Origin of the sequence: Fibrella arboris (genome assembly GCF_041321095.1) — a bacterium.
In the GTDB taxonomy this organism is placed as follows: Bacteria; Bacteroidota; Bacteroidia; order Cytophagales; family Spirosomataceae; genus Fibrella; species Fibrella arboris.
Genome location: NZ_JBGGWE010000001.1, coordinates 401,721 through 424,465 on the forward strand (window position 1 = coordinate 401,721; position 22,745 = coordinate 424,465).

Annotated in this window: 11 protein-coding genes; 2 read left to right on the plus strand and 9 right to left on the minus strand. The window is 56.4% G+C overall.

Annotated elements, in window-relative coordinates:
• Positions 1-100 precede the first annotated feature (100 nt).
• Both ACAW75_RS01515 and ACAW75_RS01520 read left to right on the plus strand, forming a co-directional pair.
• Entirely contained in the window at positions 101-1,291 is a 1,191-nt protein-coding gene (locus tag ACAW75_RS01515; protein WP_370726893.1) for a sensor histidine kinase, read from the plus strand.
• A gap of 26 nt (positions 1,292-1,317) precedes the next feature.
• Positions 1,318-2,013, plus strand: coding sequence for a LytR/AlgR family response regulator transcription factor (locus ACAW75_RS01520; RefSeq protein ID WP_370726894.1), 696 nt, complete (start codon positions 1,318-1,320; stop codon positions 2,011-2,013).
• Positions 2,014-2,273: 260 nt separating this feature from the next.
• On the opposite strand, the gene ACAW75_RS01525 is transcribed toward ACAW75_RS01520, so the two are convergent.
• From ACAW75_RS01525 to ACAW75_RS01565, 9 genes are all read right to left on the minus strand, one after another.
• Positions 2,274-3,101: a hypothetical protein gene (locus ACAW75_RS01525; RefSeq protein ID WP_370726895.1), complete on the minus strand. Its 828-nt coding sequence runs from the start codon at positions 3,099-3,101 to the stop codon at positions 2,274-2,276.
• Between the two features lie 21 nt (positions 3,102-3,122).
• The gene (locus ACAW75_RS01530; protein ID WP_370726896.1) at positions 3,123-4,292 is read right to left on the minus strand and encodes a hypothetical protein; all 1,170 of its coding nucleotides are present in this window, start codon (positions 4,290-4,292) and stop codon (positions 3,123-3,125) included.
• A 10-nt stretch (positions 4,293-4,302) separates the two neighbouring features.
• Positions 4,303-4,866 (minus strand): hypothetical protein, encoded by a 564-nt coding sequence (locus ACAW75_RS01535; protein ID WP_370726897.1) that lies wholly within the window; start codon positions 4,864-4,866, stop codon positions 4,303-4,305.
• An 84-nt stretch (positions 4,867-4,950) separates the two neighbouring features.
• Entirely contained in the window at positions 4,951-13,197 is an 8,247-nt protein-coding gene (locus tag ACAW75_RS01540) for an Ig-like domain-containing protein (RefSeq protein ID WP_370726898.1), read from the minus strand.
• 163 nt (positions 13,198-13,360) lie between these two features.
• Entirely contained in the window at positions 13,361-16,477 is a 3,117-nt protein-coding gene (locus ACAW75_RS01545) for a beta strand repeat-containing protein (protein ID WP_370726899.1), read from the minus strand.
• Positions 16,478-17,653: 1,176 nt separating this feature from the next.
• Positions 17,654-18,973, minus strand: a complete 1,320-nt coding sequence (locus tag ACAW75_RS01550) for a putative porin (RefSeq protein ID WP_370726900.1) — start codon at positions 18,971-18,973, stop codon at positions 17,654-17,656.
• A gap of 118 nt (positions 18,974-19,091) precedes the next feature.
• On the minus strand, positions 19,092-20,510 hold the full coding sequence (locus tag ACAW75_RS01555; RefSeq protein WP_370726901.1) for an inorganic phosphate transporter: 1,419 nt from the start codon (positions 20,508-20,510) through the stop codon (positions 19,092-19,094).
• A gap of 202 nt (positions 20,511-20,712) precedes the next feature.
• Positions 20,713-22,143 carry an inorganic phosphate transporter gene (locus ACAW75_RS01560; protein ID WP_370726902.1) on the minus strand — a complete coding sequence of 477 codons (1,431 nt, stop codon included), beginning with the start codon at positions 22,141-22,143 and terminating at the stop codon, positions 20,713-20,715.
• A gap of 263 nt (positions 22,144-22,406) precedes the next feature.
• Positions 22,407-22,739: a hypothetical protein gene (locus ACAW75_RS01565; RefSeq protein ID WP_370726903.1), complete on the minus strand. Its 333-nt coding sequence runs from the start codon at positions 22,737-22,739 to the stop codon at positions 22,407-22,409.
• Positions 22,740-22,745: the final 6 nt, after the last annotated feature.

A 22,745-nucleotide genomic window follows, 5' to 3' on the forward strand; every position in this document is an offset into this window, starting at 1 on the left:
AAGTATCGTTTCCGAAAACTATTTATGCTTACAATCGCTGTATCTCCAACCTATTAATACCATTTAATTAATGCATTCTCCAGATTAGTAATTTCCAGCCGTGCTTGCCTATCCATCCGTTTACCATCAGCATGACACCCTTATCCGAACATTTCTGCTGGGAATAGTCTGGCTTGTCGGTCTCTCCTGGCTGCTCTACGTCTCCTTTCACGCTAAAAACAGCCCTTATCGATGGGGCACTAGGGCTTTATCTGTTTCCGCTATCAGCGGTTTGCTGCTGGCCGGGCAGGTCAGTCATCTCATTCTGGTTTACCAGCCAGGTCTGTTTACGAACCCGGCGCTCTGGTTCATGGTGGGCAACATCGGTGGTATGTTTGTCTTCTTTATTTGGCAGCTAACCCATTACCAGCCGCATAAACGCGAACGCCCGGCTCAGCAACAGGCCGAATCGGCTCCATTGGCCCTATACACGGAGCAGCTATTGCGGCAGCAGCATGCGCAGCTTGAAGCGCGGCTGGCCGACGTAACCGCCGAACTGGCGGTTGCCAACCGGGATAAATACCGGGTCTTCTCTATCATCAGCCACGATCTCCGCAGCCCGGTAGCATCGCTGAACGATTCACTGCGGCTTCTTCAGCAACATATGGTCAGCCAGGCCGATTTTGTAAACCTGACCCGGCAGCTCAGCAAATCCACGGATCGCCTCTACAACAACCTGGATAACCTGCTTCACTGGTCACTGACGCAGCTGGACGAACTCCGTTCGCAGCCTCGGCCAGTGCTTCTCCGAGACCTGGCCGACGATGTACTCGACCTGGCGGAAAGCACGGCCATGCGCAAAGAAATCACGCTCAACAACCTGATCATCCCGACTATACCTGTCTGGGCAGACGAAGATCAGTTGAGAACCGTTCTCCGCAACCTGGTCGATAACGCCCTTAAATTCACGCCCGTCGGCGGGGAGATTACCCTCTGGGGCCAGCGTAGCAGCAACTGGGGTACGTTGCACATCCGGGATACGGGCGTAGGCATTGCCCCTCAGCGCCTGAAAACCCTCTTCACACAGGCTGCGTCTGAGCCGGGCACCCACGGTGAAAAAGGAATGGGATTTGGCCTTCGCCTATGCCGGGATTTAATTGAGCGTAACGGCGGGCGGTTGGCGGTGAGCAGCAAAGCAGGCAACGGAACAACGTTTCGCCTTCAGTTGCCCCTTGTGCAGGCCCCGGCCCGTACGGCTACACCTGCCTGTCATCAACGCTACTATCCCGCCCCGCCCGGAACGCCCGTATAGCGATCATACACCTGCTCAACTGAACCATGCAAACGTATCGCTGCCTGATCATCGAAGATTCGGAACCTACCGCCCTGCTGCTGAAACAGTACCTGACTGACCTGTCTATTTTCAGTCAGCTTACCATCTGTTCTACCTACAGCCAGGCGATAACAGCCCTGCTCCAGCATACGTTTGATCTGATTTTCCTGGACATCGAACTGAACGCAGCGAACGGACTTGAGTTACTGAGAACGGCACATTCCTTCCCCCCCGTTATTGTGATCAGTGCCCACCCGCAGTATGCGGTCGACTGTTTCGACCTGGATGTAGCCGATTACCTGCAAAAGCCCTTTAGCCAATCGCGGTTACTCCGAAGCATACAACGGGCAATGAGCATCCGGGTCGACAAAGAAAGTATCGTGACCAGTCAGGTCATTTTCCTGAAAGTAGGGCGGCGACTCCAGAAATTCGCCTTCTCCCAGATCGACTTCATTGAAGCGTATGGCATTTATTGCAAGATTCACTACCAGGGAAAAATAGACGTCGTCAATGAGCCGATTATGGTGCTTGAAGAACGCTTACCCCTGCACTATTTCCGGCGGGTCCATAAATCGTTTATCGTGAACCTGAACCATATCACCAGCTACAATCACAATAATTTCTTCATTGGCGACGCCAAGATTCCGCTTGGCATTTCGTACCGCGATCACCTGCCCACGATCTACCAGTTACTGGGATAAGCCACGGGTGTGGCTGCTGGCGAGGCCTGAAAAATACTGGGTACGTTCCATCGATACCCCATCAGGGCAGTTTACTGAAGCCAGCGGCCACTGAAGCAGCTCTGCTTTGGCCGGTGGCCGCGTTCTCGATGGCAAAGACGGGGGGACCGTATACGTAACAGAGCAGGCCTGGCCTGAACACAGATGGTCCGGGCTAAGCCTGCTCTGTTACGGTACGCGTTTGTACTGCTTCAGCGTTTCGGTACACGCCTCGCGCGCGGCTACCTAAACCAGATTTTCTGAGTAAGCCGTTCGGGTTTATGCTGGCGTTCCACGTTTAGTATCGTGAAGCCAGTGGCCGCTTCGCCAGCGTCGATTTCCCGGCCTGCGAGCGTTTCAACTTTCTCCATAAACGAACGTAACATCGTACCCCGGTTATCGACCAGCCGTACTGTCACTGTTTCCTGGGGGTCGAAGCCTTTCAGGTATAACCGGAATTTACTGCCCACGCTCGGGTTGGGGTAAGCCACCACCTGGGCCGACAGGGTAGCCTGCTCGCCTGCTTCCTGGGCCTTGACCACCAGCGGTGCTGTGGTGGCATTAACCTTCAGGTAGTCGGTGCCCCGCTCGTCGGCCATATAGCTTCGAAAATCGCCGCCTTTCATACCCGCCTGCGCTGAATTTGGGTCTTTCGCCCCGTCATAAAGCCGCACATTCTCGACATAACCCGGCTTCAGACCGAAGTCGAACAGCACGTACTCCTGACCGGCCACCAGATCCATTTTCTCCCCCTGACTGGTCAGGCCGTGAAAATCGGCACCGGCCGAGGCGGCGGGGCTGTATACCACCGAATTATCGGACCATGAGCCTGCATGGACACTACGGATGGATAAGGTTTGGTCGATCATCTCGGCAGGTAAAACGATTGATACCTGCGAAGGGCCCCAGGCAAAGTTGCGGGCCGAGAAACTGGGCGTAGCCAATACTTCATACCGGTTCGTTTCTGTATTGAACGAGAGCCGCAGCGCAATTTCCGGGGTAGACTGGGCCATTGAGACTGACCCTATCAGGCAACCAAGCCCGATGAGTAAGCGATATCGTGTGTTCATTAGCATAAGGATAAAAATGAGTTACCGAATACGAGTTACGACCAGCGGCAAACACTTCGTCACACAACCACATACGGTTATGGAGAGGGCTGGTGAGACAGCCAGACAACTGGCCGTTACGGCACTGAGCGTAGTAACGCCATTAACCACCAGGTTAGCGATGGTGTTGTCATCAGTATACGTCAGCGCGTAGGCCTGATACGTACCCGGATCAAGACCTGTAGTGGCGAATGTAGGCGTAGAGGCTACCCGTACCAGTTTACCGGACGCATCGGTCAGGACGTAGCTGGTCCGCACACCGGCCCCGGTGCTTCCGCCAGTCGGTTGCAATACGATGGGCTGACCCACCTGATAATCGCAGGTTACGGGCGGTGCCGCACAAACGCGCAGCGTTAGCGGAGGCGACAGGTTGAAGCAACTGGCGGTCACCTGCCCTATAGTGGCCGTACCATTGGCCACCAGATTAGTAACGGTGTTGTCGTCGGCATACGTCAGCGCATAGGCCTGGTATGTACCCACCGATAAGGCTGTGCTGGCAAAGGAAGGCGTAGCCGAGATCTGCCGGATCAGCCCGGCGGCATCGGTTAAAACGTAGCTGGTTTTCACGCCAGCGCCCGTGCTGCCGCCGGCGGCCTGCAACACAATATGCTGACCTATCTGGTAATCGCAGGTTGTTGGTGGATCCACACAGGCCTTGAATACCAGCGCATCAGACCAGTCGAAACACGAAGCCGACACGGCGCTCAAGGGGCCACCCACCACCAGGTTACTGACAGGCGCTTCGTACGTGAGGGCTACAGCCATATAGGTAGCCGTTCCACTTAGACCCGTGAAACTGGCCGTGGGGTTTATTTGCAGGATGGTACCGGTGTTGCTGGCCAGTACGTAGCGCGTAAGGCCCGTTGTACCGGCGGTGCCACCGCTGCTGGTGAGGGTCACCGTCGAGGTCGTGTAGTCGCAACCGGCCACAGCCAGCGGGCAACCATACGCATTCACCGCCGTGCCGGTCGGGGTGCCGGGGCACAAATCAGCGGCATCGGTTACCCCATCAGCATCCGTATCGGCCAGCCAGGTGGAGACTAGCCCATCGTTGTTCGCTGCCAGCGCTCCTGCGGCCAGTCCCGGGCTGATCATCAGCCACAGATTCAGGCACAGCCAGCCCAGACAGAAACGTAGTTGGTTGATCGTCATCGTCGGCGGGCTATTTGCTTAACGTGGGAGCCGTCAGATTACAGGCCGTACAGACGGTTCCGGTATTGGCATAGTTCTGTAGGTAAAGGTTGGTTTGACCCAGGGCGTCATTAGCCGAATACATCGTATTGGCAAAGTCGCCACCCTGCATTCCGGCCACGCTCGAATCGGGATCGCTGCCGTTGATGAACAGGCGCAAACCAGGCAGACAAACCCCACCCGGCAGCACAAACGTGAACAGTAACGTCTCAACGCCCGACGTCAGATCGACCTTCAGCCCGTTGGAGCCTATCCCGTGGAAGTCGGACCCCAACACGCCGTAGGCCTGCGAATTGTCGGTCCAGCCACCTGCCGCCACACTGTTGATCGAGAAAGCGGCGTTGGCCAGCGATGAGGGCGTAACGACAGACACCTGTGCGCTACCCCAGTTGTACTGAGCCTGCGTAAAGTTTGGCCGCCCATACACCTCGTAGCGACTCAGGGGAATGTTGTAGCGAAGTGTATACTCAACCGTCTGAGCCATGCCTGTCAGGCCAAGACATAGTAGATAAACGAATAAACAAAGCGTTTTCATAGCCAAAAAATAAATGTTCGTAGTAACTAACGGATCAAAACCGGGTGAGGACGTACCCGGCCGGGTACGTCCTCCGCCCAGTCATTAAGGAATCTGCTCCAGCATGAAGTCGAAGTTGTACAGCTGGCCACTGTTCATCTGCGTACTGGTCTGGTAATTGGTGATCAGGTTCGTGAAGATCAATGAGGTGTCATTCGACGTTCCCTGGTATTTGACCTTGCCATCCATGTTCACATCCCCGAAATAGTACCCCAGTGCATTGTTGTAGTTATACAAGGGGTTCGTACTACCGGTCTGTGCGCCGATCACTTCAGAGAAAATCAAGATCAGGTCATTGGCCGTGCCCTGGTATTTGACCTTACCATTGTGGTTGGCATCGCCCGCCCACAGGGCCTGTTTGCCATTGACCGTGGTCTGCTCCCAGCCTTCGTAGTCATACACGCCAATCGTCTTGTTATAAAGTTGGGGGGCCGTCATGGTAGTGAAGTCAACCAACGTACCTGTGGCCGACAGCGGAAGGCTGGTAGCGGTCATGGCACCCAGGTGATTGCGGTGTTTCACACTCACGTAGAAACTGCCGGTCAGGCCCGAGAAACTTAGTGGCGATACACCATCACTGGCCAGCACCACATCACCGTCGCGTTGAACAAGCGCCGAACGGGTTGCCACCACCAGCGACAGGTTACCTGGGCTACGCAATTCAACGAATACCCAGTCAACGATCGCGTCGCCGGTACCCACATTCTGGGCCGTTACACTGGCAGGCATGGTTTCGCCACCGCCACCATTGACATGCGCGAAACGAGTGCTGGCAAGCGCGGTGTAGGGTTCAGTCAGGGGCAGGAATTGCTGGCTGCGCAGGTCATCCCGCATCAGCCCACCGGTTCCGCCAATCAACGCACCCTGCAACAGCACTTTCAGCCGTAATACTACGCCACCAGGGCTGACCGGCTGTTGAACCAGTACACTCACCGTCGCTACGTCACACTTACCGGCACTATTACACACACTGTAGGTAAAATTGGCCGGGCCAGTATACCCAGGGGCAGGCGTGTAAGTGTAGGCGCCTGTGGGGCTCATCACCACCGTGCCACTGGCGGGCTGACCACTGGTGAAGGTCAGCGGCAGGCCCTGCGGGTCGCTGTCGTTGGCCGCTACCGTACCCGTCACCGGCGTGTTCACCCCCGTCAGCAGGGCGTCGTCGACCGCTACCGGAGCCAGCGTGGTGTTGGCAGGCGGAGTCGGTTGTACGTTGACGCTCACCACCGCCGTGGCACACAGGGCAGGCGTGGCCTTGTCGCAGACCTGGTAGGGGAAGCTCACCACCCCCGTGAAGCCCGCTGGCGGGGTGTAGGTGATGGTGCCGTTGGCATTGACGATGGCCGTACCCGCTGCTGGCTGCGAGACCAGGGTGGGGGTGGCCAGTTGCCCGTTGAGGGCTGTCGCCGAGTCGGGGTCCACATCGTTGGCCCGCACCGCAATCACCACCGGCACGCCCGAGGTAGTCTGGGTGTTGTCGTTGTTGGCGGTTGGCCGTGCATTGTCCGTTGTCAGGTCTGGCACCACATTGATGCTCACGCAGGTGTTCATGCTCAGGCCCGCCGTGTTGGTAGCGGTGTAGCAGAAGCTGACCATACCCGTGAAATTGGTAGGCGGTGTGTAGGTATAGGAGCCCGTTGGACTCATTACCACTGTGCCGACCGTAGGTGGCGTGGTGACCGAAGCCGTCAGGGGGAGGCCCTGGGGATCGCTATCGTTGGTCAGCACATTACCAGCAACAGGCGTATTGGGCTTCGTCAGGGTAATATCAGGCGCTGTAACCGGTGGCAAACTGGCTGGTGCATTCACCGTGATATAGGCGGTAGCCACTGTACACAACACAGGCGACCCGCTGTCGCAAACCTGATACGTGAAGTTATCCGTTCCAACGAAGCCTGGGGCAGGCACAAAGCTATAACTACCCGTCGACGTGAATACAACCGTGCCGTTTATCGGGTTGGTCAGCTTACTGAACGTCAGCGTTTGACCAGCGTTGGGGTCACTATCGTTCGTGGCTACCGTTCCGGTTACCGGGGTATTCCTCGTTGTCAACAGCTGGTCGTCAATCGCAACGGGAGCAACGTTGGTTACACCGGCTGGCGGCGTTGGATCTACCGTGAACGTTACCACGGCAGTTGTACACTGTACCGGAGAACCCGTATCGCATACCTGATACGTCACCTGTTCGACCCCCGTGAAGCCGGCCGGTGGCGTGTAAGTCACCGTTCCATTGGGATTCACCGTGGCCGTGCCCTGCGTTGGTCCGCTCACAATGGTCGGATTGCTCAGGGGGAGCCCTTCCGGGTCACGGTCGTTGGCCAGCACATTCACCGTTGTTGGTACACCGGCGGTGGTGCGGGTCGCATCGTTCAGGGCAATGGGCCTATCATTGGCTGGCGTTGGGTTTGGCACCGGCGTCAGGGTCAACGTGCTGGTTGTGCAGGCGGGCGGTGTGGCCCCGTCACATACCTGAACAGGTACTGTTACCGGAGCCGTTTGACTGCCTGGAGCCGTATAGGTGTAGCTACCGTTCGGACTCATGGAGAAGCCAGCGGGCGGCGTACCAATAACCGAGGCCGTCAGCGGTGTTCCTTCCGGGTCTTTGTCATTGGTCAGGACATTGCCTGTCGTCAACGTACCCGGAATAAAGGTGTTCACGTCGGGGGTAACCAATGGCGGCTGATTAACCGGCTGTTGAACCAGCACGCTCACCGTCGCTACGTCACACTTACCGGCACTATTACACACACTGTAGGTAAAATTGGCCGGGCCAGTATACCCAGGGGCAGGCGTGTAAGTGTAGGCGCCTGTGGGGCTCATCACCACCGTGCCACTGGCGGGCTGACCACTGGTGAAGGTCAGCGGCAGGCCCTGCGGGTCGCTGTCGTTGGCCGCTACCGTACCCGTCACCGGCGTGTTCACCCCCGTCAGCAGGGCGTCGTCGACCGCTACCGGAGCCAGCGTGGTGTTGGCAGGCGGAGTCGGTTGTACGTTGACGCTCACCACCGCCGTGGCACACAGGGCAGGCGTGGCCTTGTCGCAGACCTGGTAGGGGAAGCTCACCACCCCCGTGAAGCCCGCTGGCGGGGTGTAGGTGATGGTGCCGTTGGCATTGACGATGGCCGTACCCGCTGCTGGCTGCGAGACCAGGGTGGGGGTGGCCAGCTGCCCGTTGAGGGCTGTCGCCGAGTCGGGGTCCACATCGTTGGCCCGCACCGCAATCACCACCGGCACGCCCGAGGTGGTCTGGGTGTTGTCGTTGTTGGCGGTTGGCCGTGCATTGTCCGTTGTCAGGTCTGGCACCACATTGATGCTCACGCAGGTGCTGGCGCTCAGGCCCACCGTGTTGGTAGCGGTGTAGCAGAAGCTGACCGTACCGGTGAAGCCGGTGGGCGGCGTGTAGGTATAAGAGCCTGTGGGGCTCATCACCACCGTACCAACGGTTGGCGGCGTGGTGACCGAAGCCATCAGCGGAGCACCCTGAGGGTCCACGTCATTCGTCAGCACATTACCCGTCACCGGTTTGTTGGGCGATGTATTGGCAATATCGGGTGTTACAACTGGCGGCAGGCTCGTGTTGGGTTGTACCAGCACGCTCACCGTAGCCACATCACACTTACCCGCACTATTGCAAACGGAGTACGTAAAGCTATCGGGACCAATATAACCAGGGGTAGGCGTATAAGTGTAGCTACCCGCGGGCGACATCACCACGACGCCATTTGCAGGTTGCCCTGGCGCGTAGGTCAGCGGCAAGCCCTGCGGGTCGCTGTCGTTAGCCGCTACCATACCTGTGGCAACCGTATTAGGCGATAGCAACAGGGCATCATCAATGGCTACGGGTGCCAGCGTGGTATTAACCGGTGGCGTTGGCAGCACATTCACGCTCACTACCGCCGTGGCACACAGGGCAGGCGTGGCCTTGTCACAAACCTGATACGGGAAGCTCACCACGCCCGTGAAACCGGCTGGTGGCGTGTAAACGACCAGGCCGTTCACCACACTGGCCGTTCCTGCTATGGGCTGACTCACGATCACCGGAGCAGCAAGCTGGCCCGCCAATGTAGTCGCACTGTCCGGGTCGGTATCGTTGGCCACTACATTGATGGTTACCGATACACCCGCCGTCGTTTGTGTATTATCGCTGTTGGCGACCGGTGCCTCATTACTCAATGGAGATGGCACAGGATTAACATTCACCGTTACGCAGGCACTACTGCTCTGAGCAGCACTATTGCTGGCGCTGTAGCAGAAGCTGACCACTCCGGTAAACCCGACTGGCGGGGTGTAGGTATAACTGCCCGTCGGCGACAGGGTTACCGTACCGGCTGCTGGCGAACTAAGCAAGCCGACTGTCAACGGTAATCCCTGCGGATCGCTGTCATTGGTCAATACATTACCCGACACTGGCGTGTTGGGGTTGGTGTTGGCGATATCAGGCGCTGCCACCGGTGGCAGGGCGGCCGGAGGAGCCTGAACCAGGATATCAACTGTAGCTACGTCACATTTACCGGCGCTATTGCAAGCCAGATACACGAAGCTGGTTGGCCCAACGTACCCAGGAGCAGGTGTATAGGTGTACGACCCATTGGGCGACATCACCACCGTGCCACTGGCGGGCTGACCACTGGTGAAGGTCAGCGGCAGGCCCTGCGGGTCGCTGTCGTTGGCCGCTACCGTACCCGTCACCGGCGTGTTCACCCCCGTCAGCAGGGCGTCGTCGACCGCTACCGGAGCCAGCGTGGTGTTGGCAGGCGGAGTCGGTTGTACGTTGACGCTCACCACCGCCGTGGCACACAGGGCAGGCGTGGCCTTGTCGCAGACCTGGTAGGGGAAGCTCACCACCCCCGTGAAGCCCGCTGGCGGGGTGTAGGTGATGGTGCCGTTGGCATTGACGATGGCCGTACCCGCTGCTGGCTGCGAGACCAGGGTGGGGGTGGCCAGCTGCCCGTTGAGGGCTGTCGCCGAGTCGGGGTCCACATCGTTGGCCCGCACCGCAATCACCACCGGCACGCCCGAGGTAGTCTGGGTGTTGTCGTTATTGGCCACAGGCCGTCCATTGTCCGTTGTCAGGCCCGGCACCACATTGATGCTCACGCAGGTGCTGGCGCTCAAACCGACTGTGTTGGTAGCGGTGTAGCAGAAGCTGACCGTGCCCGTGAAATTGACAGGCGGCGTGTAGGTGTAGGTCCCGTCGGGGGCCATAGTTACCGTGCCGGCTGTAGGTGGCGTGGTGACCGAAGCCGTCAGGGGCAGGCCCTGGGGATCGCTATCGTTGGTCAGCACATTACCAACGACAGGCGTATTGGGCTGCGTCAGGGTAATATCAGGCGTCACAGCTGGCGCTACTGGCTTAACCGTTACCGTAACGGTTGCTGTCGTGCAGGTCGTCGGCGTTAATTTATCGCAGAGTTGATAGACGACCGTATACGTACCCGGCACCGTACCGATGGCTACACTCACTGAGCCCGTTGCGGGATCCAGCGAAAGGCCTGCCGGGTATGTACCTACCGGCGAGACCGTGGCGTTGCCCGCAGCGCCCAGCGTGGCCGGCAGCCCATTCACGGTATCATTGGTCGTAACGTTGGCCACAGCCACACCGCCTGTACCTGCCGAAACAGTACCCGAATCCGGGCCCGCCGTTAGGCTCGATGTTACCGTCACCACCGCGGTAGTGGTCATACACGTTACTGGCGTCAGTTTATCACAAAGCTGATACACTACTGTATACGTACCCGGCACAGTGCCCACCGCCACACTCACCGAGCCCGTCGCGGGGTTCAGCGTAATGCCTGCGGGGTAAGTACCTACCGGCGAGACCGTGGCGTTGCCCGCAGCGCCCAGCGTAGCCGGCAGCCCATTCACTACATCGTTGGCAACGACGTTCAGGATAGGCGTCCCACCAGCACCGGCGCTAACCGTGCCCGAATCAGGCGTTGTATTGGTGAACGCACCTACTGTTATGGTTACTACCGAGGTGGCACAGGTAGCGGGCGTCAGCTTATCACACAACTGATACACAACCGTGTACGTACCGGGCATGGTACCTACCGCTACACTTACCGAGCCCGTTATAGGATCAAGCGTAATGCCTGCGGGGTAGGTCCCTACCGGCGAAACAGTAGCATTTCCAGTGGCACCCAGCGTAGCCGGTACACCATTCACCACATCGTTGGCTGCTACGTTCGGAACAGCAACGCCTGAACTGGCCGTGCCCGTATCTGGCAGGGCCGTTACACTGGCAGTGATGGTCACCGTGGCTGTGGTGGTGGTGCAGGTCGCTGGCGTCAATTTGTCACAAAGCTGATACACAAGGGTATACGTACCCGGTGCTGTCCCAACGGCAGCATTCACCGCGCCCGTTGCCGGGTTGAGTGTGATGCCTGCAGGGTAGGTGCCAACCGTCGAAACGGTAGCGTTGCCCGCAGCGCCCAGCGTGGCGGGCACGCCGTTCACTACATCATTGACTGCTACATTCGGAATGGCTGTGCCGCCGGTGCCTGCGCTGACTGTGCCTGCATCCGGACTAGCCGTTACACTTGGTGTGATCGTGATCGCAACTGCCGCCGTAGCACAAGTAGCTGGTGTCAGCTTGTCACAAAGTTGGTAGACAACCGTATACGTACCCGGTGCTGTTCCCCCAGCTACACTCAGCGAACCCGTCGCCGGGTTGAGTGTGATGCCTGCGGGGTACGTGCCTACTGTTGAAACAGTGGCGTTCCCCGTAGCGCCTAATGTGGCCGGAACACCGTTCACCACATCATTGGCTGCTACATTCGGAATGGCCGTTCCGCCTGTTGCGGGAGCAGTGCCCGAATCCGGGGCCGCTGTTACGCTCGATGTTACGGTCACCGTAGCCGTCGTGGTCGTGCAGGTCGTCGGGGTCAGCTTATCGCATAATTGATAAACGACCGTATACGTACCGGGTGCTGTTCCTACCGCTACGCTTACACTGCCTGTCGATGGAGTCAGCGTGATGCCTGCAGGGTAGGTGCCAACCGTCGAAACGGTAGCGTTGCCCGCAGCGCCCAGCGTGGCGGGCACACCGTTCACTACATCATTAGCCGCTACATTCGGAATGGCCGTTCCGCCTGAACTCGCATTTATCGTCCCTGCGTCTGGATTAGCGGTTAGACTTGGGCTTACCGTTACTGTAGCTAGCCCCGTTGAACAGGTCACCGGTGTCAGCTTGTCGCAGAGTTGATAGCCAATCGTATAGGTACCCGGAGCCGTTCCCACGGCAACGCTCACAGAACCTGTGGCGGGGTCCAATGTAATCCCCGGTGGGTACGTCCCTACCGGCGAAACGGTGGCATTCCCCGCAGCGCCCAGCGTGGCGGGTACACCGTTCACTGCGTCGTTGGCCGCTACATTCGGAATAGCCGTGCCACCGGTGCCTGCGCTGACTGTGCCTGCATCAGGACTGGTGGTACCACCGGCGTTTACCGTTATGGTAATCGTTGTGGTGGCACAACTCGGCGTAGTGGCCGTTGTGCACAGCTGGTAAGTCAGCGTATAGGTGCCCGGCGCTGTGGTGTTCGCCACAGTTACCGCGCCTGTAGCCGGATTCAATAGAATGCCCGGTGGGTACGTACCCACCGGCGCAATCGTCGCGTTGCTCCCCAGTACAACTGGCTGACCACCAACCAGATCATTGGTCGTCACATTCGGAACGGCAGTTCCGCCTACGCCGGCAATCACCGCTCCGTTATCAGGGGTGGGTGATGGACAGGGAACAATCGATACCGACACGGGGCCGGTCGTGTTACCATAGCAACTGGTGGCTACATCAAAGTAGGCGGCGTAATACAAGCCGGTTGTCACCTGGGTGGGGTCTGCGACCCGGTTGGCCTGTGTAGCGGGCGTACCGGTATGCCAGGTGATCAATGTGCCAGAGGGCGGTGTGCCAACAAGATGGGTTGTTAGATCGACCGTAGTGGCCGGGCACACATTGTTGATCGGGGCGCAGGCAGTAATGGTCACCGTCAGTGAACCCGTTGTGTTACCGTAACAACTGGTGGCCACATCAAAGTAGGCGGCATAATATAGGCCTGCTCCTACCTGAGTGGGGTTTGCCACCAGATTGGCCTGTGTAGCGGGCGTGCCCGTGTGCCAGGTGATCAGTGTGCCGGAGGGCGGTGTCTCTGTCACGTGCGTGGTCAGATCCACGGTGGTAGCAGGGCACACGTTACTAGCCGTTACTTGGGCATACGCGTAGCTATTTCCTAACAGGACCAGCAAAAAGAGCCTGATCAGGAAAGCCACATTAACGTTTTTGGTATAACTGTTCATGCAACGTTCGTTCTATTTTTTGAGCATCGATCCATTGGATCAGTGCGACGGGCATTTCATCAATAATTGGATAGCAGTGGGGTGCCCCACCAGCGCTTCAGGTAGCGTAGGCAGCTACTGCTGAGTCAGTTATGACATAGCGCCATAACTGACTCAGCAGTAGCTATTTCAGCGTTGGTACTGCCGAGCCGACGGGACAGGCCACTGCCGTATTCGCCGTCATGGTAGCCGAATTGTTCGCCGTATTGCTCTCGCCCGTCGTTGCTACGCTGCCAGTGAATGTTGGCGTACTACCAACCGCAGCGGCTAATGGCGTAACAGGCACGGCAAACGTTGTACTGGCCCCGTTGGCAATCGGACCCGCATTTGTACAGGTCACCGTCTGGCCCAGCGTCGAACAACCAAATCCGTTGGTCGTGAATGTTGCTGGTGCGGTCACACTGGCCGGTATGGTCAGGGTAGTGGTGATGGGGCCGGTTGTTGGTATGGTGCCAATGTTGCTGACGCTGACAGGGATCGTGCTGGTCTGGCCGGCAACCAGGGGCGGGCCAGGCTGGCCAATGGCGGTGATCAGGTCAGGCTGGCCACCTACTGCGGCAGTAGACGTACCCGTGTTGTTTGTCGTGCTGATCTCCTGCGTAGTAGCTACCGTATTGGTAAAGCTCAACGTAGTGCCAACTGTTGCCAGTGCGGGGGTAATCGGTACGGCGAAGGTGGTGCTGGCCCCGTTCGTAATTGGCCCGGCATATGTACAGCTGACACTCGTGCCTGTTGTAGCGCACCCAAAACCGTTGCTCGTAAAGGTAGCCGGTGCCGATACGTTGGCCGGAAGCGTCAGGGTAGTGGTAATGGGCCCCGTTGTTGCCGCCGAACCAGTATTGCTGACGGTGATGGGGAGGCTGCTGGTCTGATTCGCAACCAGCGTTGGCGATGGCACACCGATCGACGTGGTCAGATCGGCAAGGCCGACAACCGGAACAACCGGCGAGCAGGAACCCGTTGCCTCTGGCGACGTGACTGTCAGCGTACGGTTGCCAATGGCCCCCGATCCATCATATGAAATGGGGATAGACAGCGTAGTCTGTCCCGTCATTAGTACGGACGTTACCGAAGCCGGTACCGACGTAAAGCCCGGGCCTGTTACTGAAGTCAGGGTAATATTGCCGTCCCGGGTCGTTGTGATCGGAATTGTCAGCAGGCCCGTTGAGGGCGTACCCACCACAAATTCACCGGCCAGCGTAGCGGCTGCGCAGTTGCCAAACGTGAAAGCTCCTTCTTTAACCCGCCATAACACCTCTGTGCCATTATTGGCGTAGAATGTTCCGGGGCTGGTTATCCCGGCGTTGATCGGGCCGAAAGCGGCATCGTTGGTATCGACGGCATTATCAAGCCCGTCATTATCCGAGTCGACACCAGACAGGGTGATGCCTGCTTCAACAGTATCTAGTTTTGTATCGTTGTCACTGTCCAGGTCGAGGTAATCGGGCAGGTCAGCGCCATCGGTATTTACGGGCAGCAACCCACCGGTACCCGCGTAGGCCGTCAGTAAACCCTGTGCATTGACGGCCGTACCCGGCGCAATGTAACCAGCCGTCGACTGCGCTTCGATGTTATCAGGAATACCATCGTCGTCAGCGTCCAGATCGAGTAGGTCGGCTACGCCGTCGCCATCGGTATCCACCAGGTTACCGCCTTCGGTATCATCCAGAATGCCGTCGTTATCATCATCCAGGTCATTGGCGTTAGCCACGCCGTCACCATCAGTATCCAGTACCGGTACACAGGCGGTAGTGGCGTCAAACACAATACTGCCGTTGCCATCAAACGTAAAACCGGCAGCCTGTGCGTTAGTTTCCGTTCCATTTTTGGTGTACACGATATCGAATGACGATACACCCACGAAGCTCAGGGCTACCGCAAACTGGGGCGAAGCACCTGACGATTGCTCAATTGTACCCTGGAACCGAACGATCGAGGCACCATTAACAAGACTTGTATTGGTTGGCGTGTTTAATTTATACGAATAGAGTTCTGACCGCTTCACCTCAATTCCCTCCAGCCGGGTCGAACCGCTGGTCGTGATCCGGTCGAGGTCACCCACTGTAAACGACGCCTGGAAGGGAACAGGAATGTTCGTACCAGACTTCACGGCCGTCCACCGAACGGTTGCGGTTGAGTTTGAACCAAACAACTGGAATTGAGCCTGTGACCCCACGTTCGAAAAGTTCACAGGTTCAGTTGTCGTCAATGTAGAGCTGGTCGTTGTGTAACTCAGGACATCAGCAATCATGTCGATCGATTGTCCGTTCAGGGTGGCTACATTGCTGTAGCGTGCCAGTTTGTTGGCGCCCGTACCTGTGTTTGATGAAGGGGCGGTAAACGTAAAGACGGTGAACCCGTTCTGTCCCGGAATTGGGCAGGCAGCAACCCGAACGCCCACTGTTGCCGAAGCCGTTGTGGTACAGCCGTTGGCATCCGTTACCGTTACCGAATACGTACCCGGCACTACATTGGTCAGGTTCTGCGTGGTAGCGCCATTGCTCCAGGCGTAGGTGAACGGCGAACGCCCCCCCGTTACCGCCAGATTAACGGCTCCGTCGGCCGTTGATAAACCGCTGGCGCTGGTTGCTGTGGCCGTAGCGCCCAGCGACCGGTACTGAACAAACGGATAATACACGGGTAAACTCGTGATCAGGCTCACCAGGCTGGCCACCCGAATCTGAACTTCGTCGAAATCTTTGGTGGTCACAAAACCCAGCGTCCGTTGGCCAGACCCAGATAACAGGGCCAGATCGAGCAGCGACGATGAAGTGGAGGTTTCCTGCTGAACACCGTTGAGGTATGTGATAATGGTCGTAGACCCCAACAGGTTGGCACCCAGTCCACTGGCGTTTCCAACAACGTACCCAGCCGTGGCGCCCGCGCCAAACACGGTTGTACCACCGGCATCGACGGAGATCCGGCCTCCGGTGCCAATGCCGAGTACGGTATTGATCGACGCAAAGTTGGTCAACGTGGCGTCGATTACGTTCCCTGAATTGGATACGCTGCCACTGGTCAGAAAACCACCAACACCACCTGTCCGGGCCGACACGACCGACGCCCCGGCGAAGTTGTTGGTTGTCAGTGTGCGGTAGTTACAGGGTATGGTCTGAGCCTGTAACGGCGTGGTTCCCAGCCAGCCGGCCAGCAATAGTACTAGAGACAGCGTTAGTCGGCTCAGTAAGGGTAGCGCGTGTAACGTGGTCTGGTTGGAGAAAGCGTGTAGATTTTTTTTCATCGCAATTGACTGATTCATCTATATTTAATTTTCACTGGCTGCAAACTGACGACAAAATCTGCGGCTAATCACCAGCGGCGGATCGAGTCTGGTATGCATATTGTTAGGTAACAGTTCGGGCACCCTCGCCAATCGACGACTTGCTTTACCGACGTGGCCCCTAGAAACGCCTATACCGGCTACGAAAGCCGGTAATGAACGATGCTACACAGCGCCGCTCTGTACCAAACAATAGCACAAGTGACGGCTACGTTAACTATTCGTCAGAACTGAAACAGGCTCCACGCCCGCACCCCGGATTCTACCGTTGATGCCATTGGGCTCACAACACATACGGGTGTTGCGTTACGTTAGGGAGAGATTCCCCCGGGAGAGAAGAAGAAAGGAAGACGCCGTCCGAGAGGACAATGAAGATACCGGTCAGTACCCTCGGGTGTTGGCTGAATTCCGGAGAGCCTGCAGCGCCAACTGCGGGCTTCTCTATTTTGACTACCTACTCACCTGCTAACCGTTGATCTACATGGCTCTGTCATAGCCAGGTAGCTTATACCTGTGACAAAGCAGCGTAACCCGACAATCACTACATCCACTCACTTTCTGAATAGATCAATAAGTAAGCCTGAACACTACGGCAAAAGCCGCTCGTAGTGCGTTGGAATAACCATCATCACACACTGACCGTCAATTTCTGTTCCTTTATCGCGTTAACTGGCCATACAAATAGTTAACCGCTTCATTTTTAAGTACACGAACCTATTAATCAGTAGCTTAGCTATAAAAATAATTATTTAGATTCCACGATTCACAGAAATTAATCGTACCCATACGTGGTATTGGCAAGGAAAATGCGGGACATATTGTAAATTAAAAAGTGCATCACTTTACAAAAAATATATATCTAATATTGCCTGATTTTTCTCATCAGTAACTCATCCTAAGAAGCGGTTTGAGTTAGTTTTTCGTCGCGTAGCCGCACTGGCAGACCCACCCTAATGGCTGCAGAAAATGGAGCTGCTTGAGTTAGCCAACTCAACCACCTTCCTGCGCGTGGTCAGCCCATACAAACATCAGCCAGTTGAGCAGGCTTCGCATACCATTGCCTCCTGTACAGCTACAGGGAAGCGCGGCAGCCCTACTCTGCAATGAACCGCAGCATTGTCACGGATAGTGGGGGATCTAGAACCGGTATTGTGTCCTGATTGTCAGCAGGTTGTCGGGGGCGTCATTTTCGTAGCCAGGTACGTTGGTCGCTTCGTTGACGGGGATATCATACCAGAGAAGTAGTTTCAGATTGCTGTTGACATAGTAGAGGTAACCCAACCCGAGCGTATTATACCGGATATCAGCCCAGGTGAATTTCCCGTCTAACTGCTTCCCGGCCGCCTGCGTGTTGGGGTCGTACCAATCGTATTTAGCTACGAACTGGTGCTTCTCGCTGCCCAGGTGCTGAAGGTAATAGACATACGCGCCGTTGAACTGCCGGACATACAATGGACTGGCCGTTGGAGCCGATACCGGATTCGGGATGAGGCCCGGCGTTTCGGTGCTGGCCTTATTGGCCGTTTGTGTGCCCTGAATGTATTCGGCCCGGAACTCAGTACGGCCTTTCCGGTTCGGGATACGTACCTGGAGATCGGCCCCGTAGTAGCGGCGGGGGGCCAGCGCGCCCGCAGGCACCGCTGTGCCGTCTACCACGAAAGCGGGCGAATCGGCCGAGCCGTTCATGCGGTAAATCTCGTTGGTGAACTGACCAATGCCGCCCCAGTACCCCGACACACTGCCGGTTACCTGCACACCCGACCTACCCAATAGCTGCGGCTTGATGGTCAGTCGGCTGATGACATCTTTATGCCCGTCATAATCGCTGACGCTGGCCAAACCCGGACCATTGAACAGACCAACGTCTAGCTTCAGGAAGTGTAACGGATGCGCTGGATTACGCGGTTCGAACGTCAGCATCGCGCCCAGGTCACGTTCGGTCCGCATCAGCAGTTGCGACATCCGGCCCCGCTCCGGCGATTCCCGGTCTGCCGATCCGTAATTGACCTCGAAGCCAAACGGACGGGCAAACAGGCCAGCCGTGATATGAAACATATCCAGTTTATGTTCGTAATAACGGCCCCAGAAATCACGGGTTTGCATACCGCGTTCGGTACCGTCGAATTGAAAGACGAACAGCACCGTTGGCCGTTTTTGGGCATCGAAATGAGCGTAATCGATGCGCAGCCGACCCCGGCGCACGCTGAAGCGACTGTCGACACCCGCTGGCAAATCGCCTCCATTGAAGCTACGCTGCCCCGGCGTTTGGCCAATCTGGAACTGCGGCTGAATATAGCCGGAGATGTTCACGTATTCGTACTTGTTGACAATGGCCTGCAAGGCCTTTTGTCGCGTCGTGTCAATGCTGCTCTCGGAGAGGTTCCCCTGTTGCTGCGCAATGGCCTGTACGCTACCAAGGAGCAGCACAAACAGCCAGCGAAATTGATTCGTTTTCATGTTTACGGTTCATATTGGTAGGGTACTGGCAAAAGAAGACCTGACCATAACAGGTGCTACAGTGAGGGTAGTAAGCACCGCCGATTAAAGCGGTGCCTGATCATGAAGAGGTGGGTGATTAGCCGAGAATCCAGCGGAAAAGCATAAATAAGGTCGCCGACAGCAGAATAGCCGCTGGCAACGTAAGCACCCAGGCCAGCAAAATGCTTTGTACTGTTTTGGCCTGTAGGTTTTTAATGCCCTTGCTGGCAACCATCGACCCGGCGATACCCGACGATAAGGCGTGGGTCGTGCTAACGGGTAATGTGTACCAGGATGCCAGGCCAATCGTTGTGGCTGCTACCAGTTCGGCCGACGCGCCTTGTGCATAGGTCAGGTGCGACTTACCGATCTTTTCGCCCACCGTCACCACGATGCGTTTCCAGCCGATCATGGTGCCGAAACCCAGCGAGAGCGAGATCATCAGGATCACCCAGAAGGGCGCGTGGTCGGTGAACGCACGGATCCCTTTCTCTTCTTTCACGGCGGCCGCTTTCAGCTCTTCTTTATCAGCCGCACTCAGTTTCACATCTTCGCTGGCAATCAGTTTCTTGCTGTTGCTGCTGATCGTCAATAACGCTTTACGAATCAGGAGCGATTCTTCTTTCTTATACGTATTGGCCGCTACAACAGGCGCCAGATTGGCAATGCTGGTGTTGATCTTTTGCAACCGCTCCACATCGCTCTTTGCTAAATGAGTGGTATCGATCCGAGCAGTAATCTGCTGAATCTTGGTCAGATCCGGTTTCAACTGTGCTATATCAATACTGGTATTGAGCGCGAAGAAGGTAGGCAGCACACCGATCAGAATGAGCATGACCAGGCCAATCCCCTTCTGCCCATCGTTACGGCCGTGGAAGAAGCTAACCAGCGTACAGGTGAAGATCAGCAGGATACGAATCCAGCCGGGCGGCGTTTCTCCCGGCGTTGGTTCGTCGAAGATCTGCTTCCGAATCTGTTTGCTCAGCGTACGGCGCAGCGTGAACATCAGCACAATGGCCAGGCTAAAACCGATCAGCGGCGAGAGCAGCAGCGCCGAAAACACTTCTTTCACTTTGTCCCAGTTCACAGCGGCAACTCCCATCGTGTTGTCGGGCAGCAAGGCATAGCCCAGGCCTACGCCAATAATAGCACCGATCAGGGTGTGGGAGCTGGAGGCGGGCAGGCCAAAATACCAGGTGCCGAAGTTCCAGATGATGGCCGACAACAACAGGGCCAGCACCATGGCAATGCTGTGATACACGTTCTGATCGATCAGCAGCTCGACGGGCAGCAGGTTGACGATGCTCATGCCCACGCCCACTCCCCCGGTGATGACCCCGATGAAGTTGACGATGCCCGACCAGACCACGGCCTGGGTGGGTTGCAGCGAGTTGGTGTAGATGACCGTGGCCACGGCGTTGGCCGTGTCGTGAAAGCCGTTGATGAATTCGAAGGCGCAGGCCGCCAGTAAACAGAAGACGAGAAGAAGAAAAACGCCGGTCTCTAAGCCGAACATACAGATTGTAAGTTAGTTACGAAAAGTACTCATTAATAATTCGCTGCAAAGTTGAGTACGATCGAAATCAGAACGGCCAAATCAATATTAACAGATTATTATGTTGTTAACATTAGGGTAATATTTAGGTAACAAACACAAAAAACCCCGAACGAATCTTCCGGTCAGGAAGTGTTCGGGGCCAGTATTCTCCAGGGTTTTCTTACCCCAATAGCCAGCGGAAAAGCATGAATAAGGTTGCCGACAAGATAACGGCAACAGGGAGTGTTAGCACCCAGGCCAGCGCAATACTCTGCACCGTTTTGGCCTGTAAGTTCTTGATTCCCTTGCTAGCCACCATGGCCCCGGCAATACCCGATGAAAGGGCATGCGTGGTACTGACCGGCGCTTTGAAGTTTGGGATCAGCCCCGAAGCCAGGCCAATCGTTGTGGCTGCTACCAGTTCGGCCGACGCGCCTTGTGCATAGGTCAGGTGCGACTTACCGATCTTTTCGCCCACCGTCACCACGATGCGTTTCCAGCCGATCATGGTGCCGAAACCCAGCGAGAGCGAGATCATCAGGATCACCCAGAAGGGCGCGTGGTCGGTGAACTTACGCAGCCCTTTCTCTTCGACAGTCGCTGCCAGCGACAAATCTGCCTTATCCTCGACGCTTAGTTTCACGGCGTCGCTCTCAATCAGTTTACGCACATTGCTGCTGATGGTCAACAACGATTTACGGATCTCAATGGCGTCTTTTTGCGCATACGTACCAGTTGCGAGCGCCGGTTGCAAATCAACCAGATTGGCATTGATTGTTTTGATCCGGTCCAGATCAACGGCTGATAGCTGGCTTTTATCGATCATCCCTACCTTCTGCTGAACAATCGCCAAATCAGGGCTAAGCTCCTTGATATTCAACCGCGTATCGATGGCGAAATAGGTAGGCAAAATTCCGATCAGGATCAGCATGACCAGACCGATCCCTTTCTGCCCGTCGTTACGGCCGTGGAAGAAACTGACCAGCGTGCAGGTGATGATCAGCAACACACGTACCCAGAAGGGTGGATGCTGCCCTGGATGCGGCTCATCGAAGAGCTGTTTGCGCAGGTCTTTGTTGAGAGTACGACGTAAGACAAACATCAAAATAATGGCCAGGCTAAAACCGATCAGCGGCGAGAGCAACAGGGCGGCGAATACTTCTTTGGCTTTATCCCAGTTCACGGCGGCCACGCCTGCGGCATTTTCGGGTAACAACGCGTAGCCTAGCCCAACGCCCAGAATGGCGCCGATCAGGGTGTGGGAGCTGGAGGCAGGCAGGCCAAAATACCAGGTGCCGAAGTTCCAGATGATGGCCGACAACAACAGGGCCAGCACCATGGCAATACTGTGATACACGTTCTGATCGATCAGCAGCTCGACGGGCAGCAGGTTGACGATGCTCATGCCCACGCCCACTCCCCCGGTGATGACCCCGATGAAGTTGACGATGCCCGACCAGACCACGGCCTGGGTGGGTTGCAGCGAGTTGGTGTAGATGACCGTGGCCACGGCGTTGGCCGTGTCGTGAAAGCCGTTGATGAATTCGAAGGCACAAGCGGCCAACAGGCAGAGGGCCAGAAGAATGAAAATGCCGGTCTCTAAGCCGAACATACAGATAGTGAGTTAGTTATGCCTATTCTCATCCGATTAAGCAAGTACAAAGTTGACCATTGTTTGAAGGAGTTGGGCGATCATCCCGTTAAGAAATTGTTAACCAAAACAAAAAGCCCTCACTAGACAGGCGAGGGCTTGTGCGTATAAGTACTTAACATCGAACTGTGTTCTATACTTTAAAAAATTGCTTGGCGTTGTGTGTTGTTTTCGCTCCAGGCCGAAACGTTGGACCGCCAAGCACTACGTACCCGTAGGCAACGCTACGCGTTGCCTTCTTCGTCGGATAACTGATCTACTTCGGCCTGCATCTGCGCTTCATCTACATTGTCGAGATCGTTGTACAGATCGGCTGGCAGATCGCTATCGTAGCTGGCATTTTCCGACACCATATCGGTCATGTCGGTAGCCACGGCATTATCCGTGTACAGAATCGTATCGGAGGCCTCTTCGTTGCCGGGATTCATGTTATCGGGCTGGCCGTCGATACCCAGATCAGCATAAATAGCTGATTCACTGTTGACATCATCGCCGGGCATATCGCCCCGTTGCTGGTCGGGAATGTTCAGATCCAGATCGTCGTCGTCGTTTTTCATAGTCGT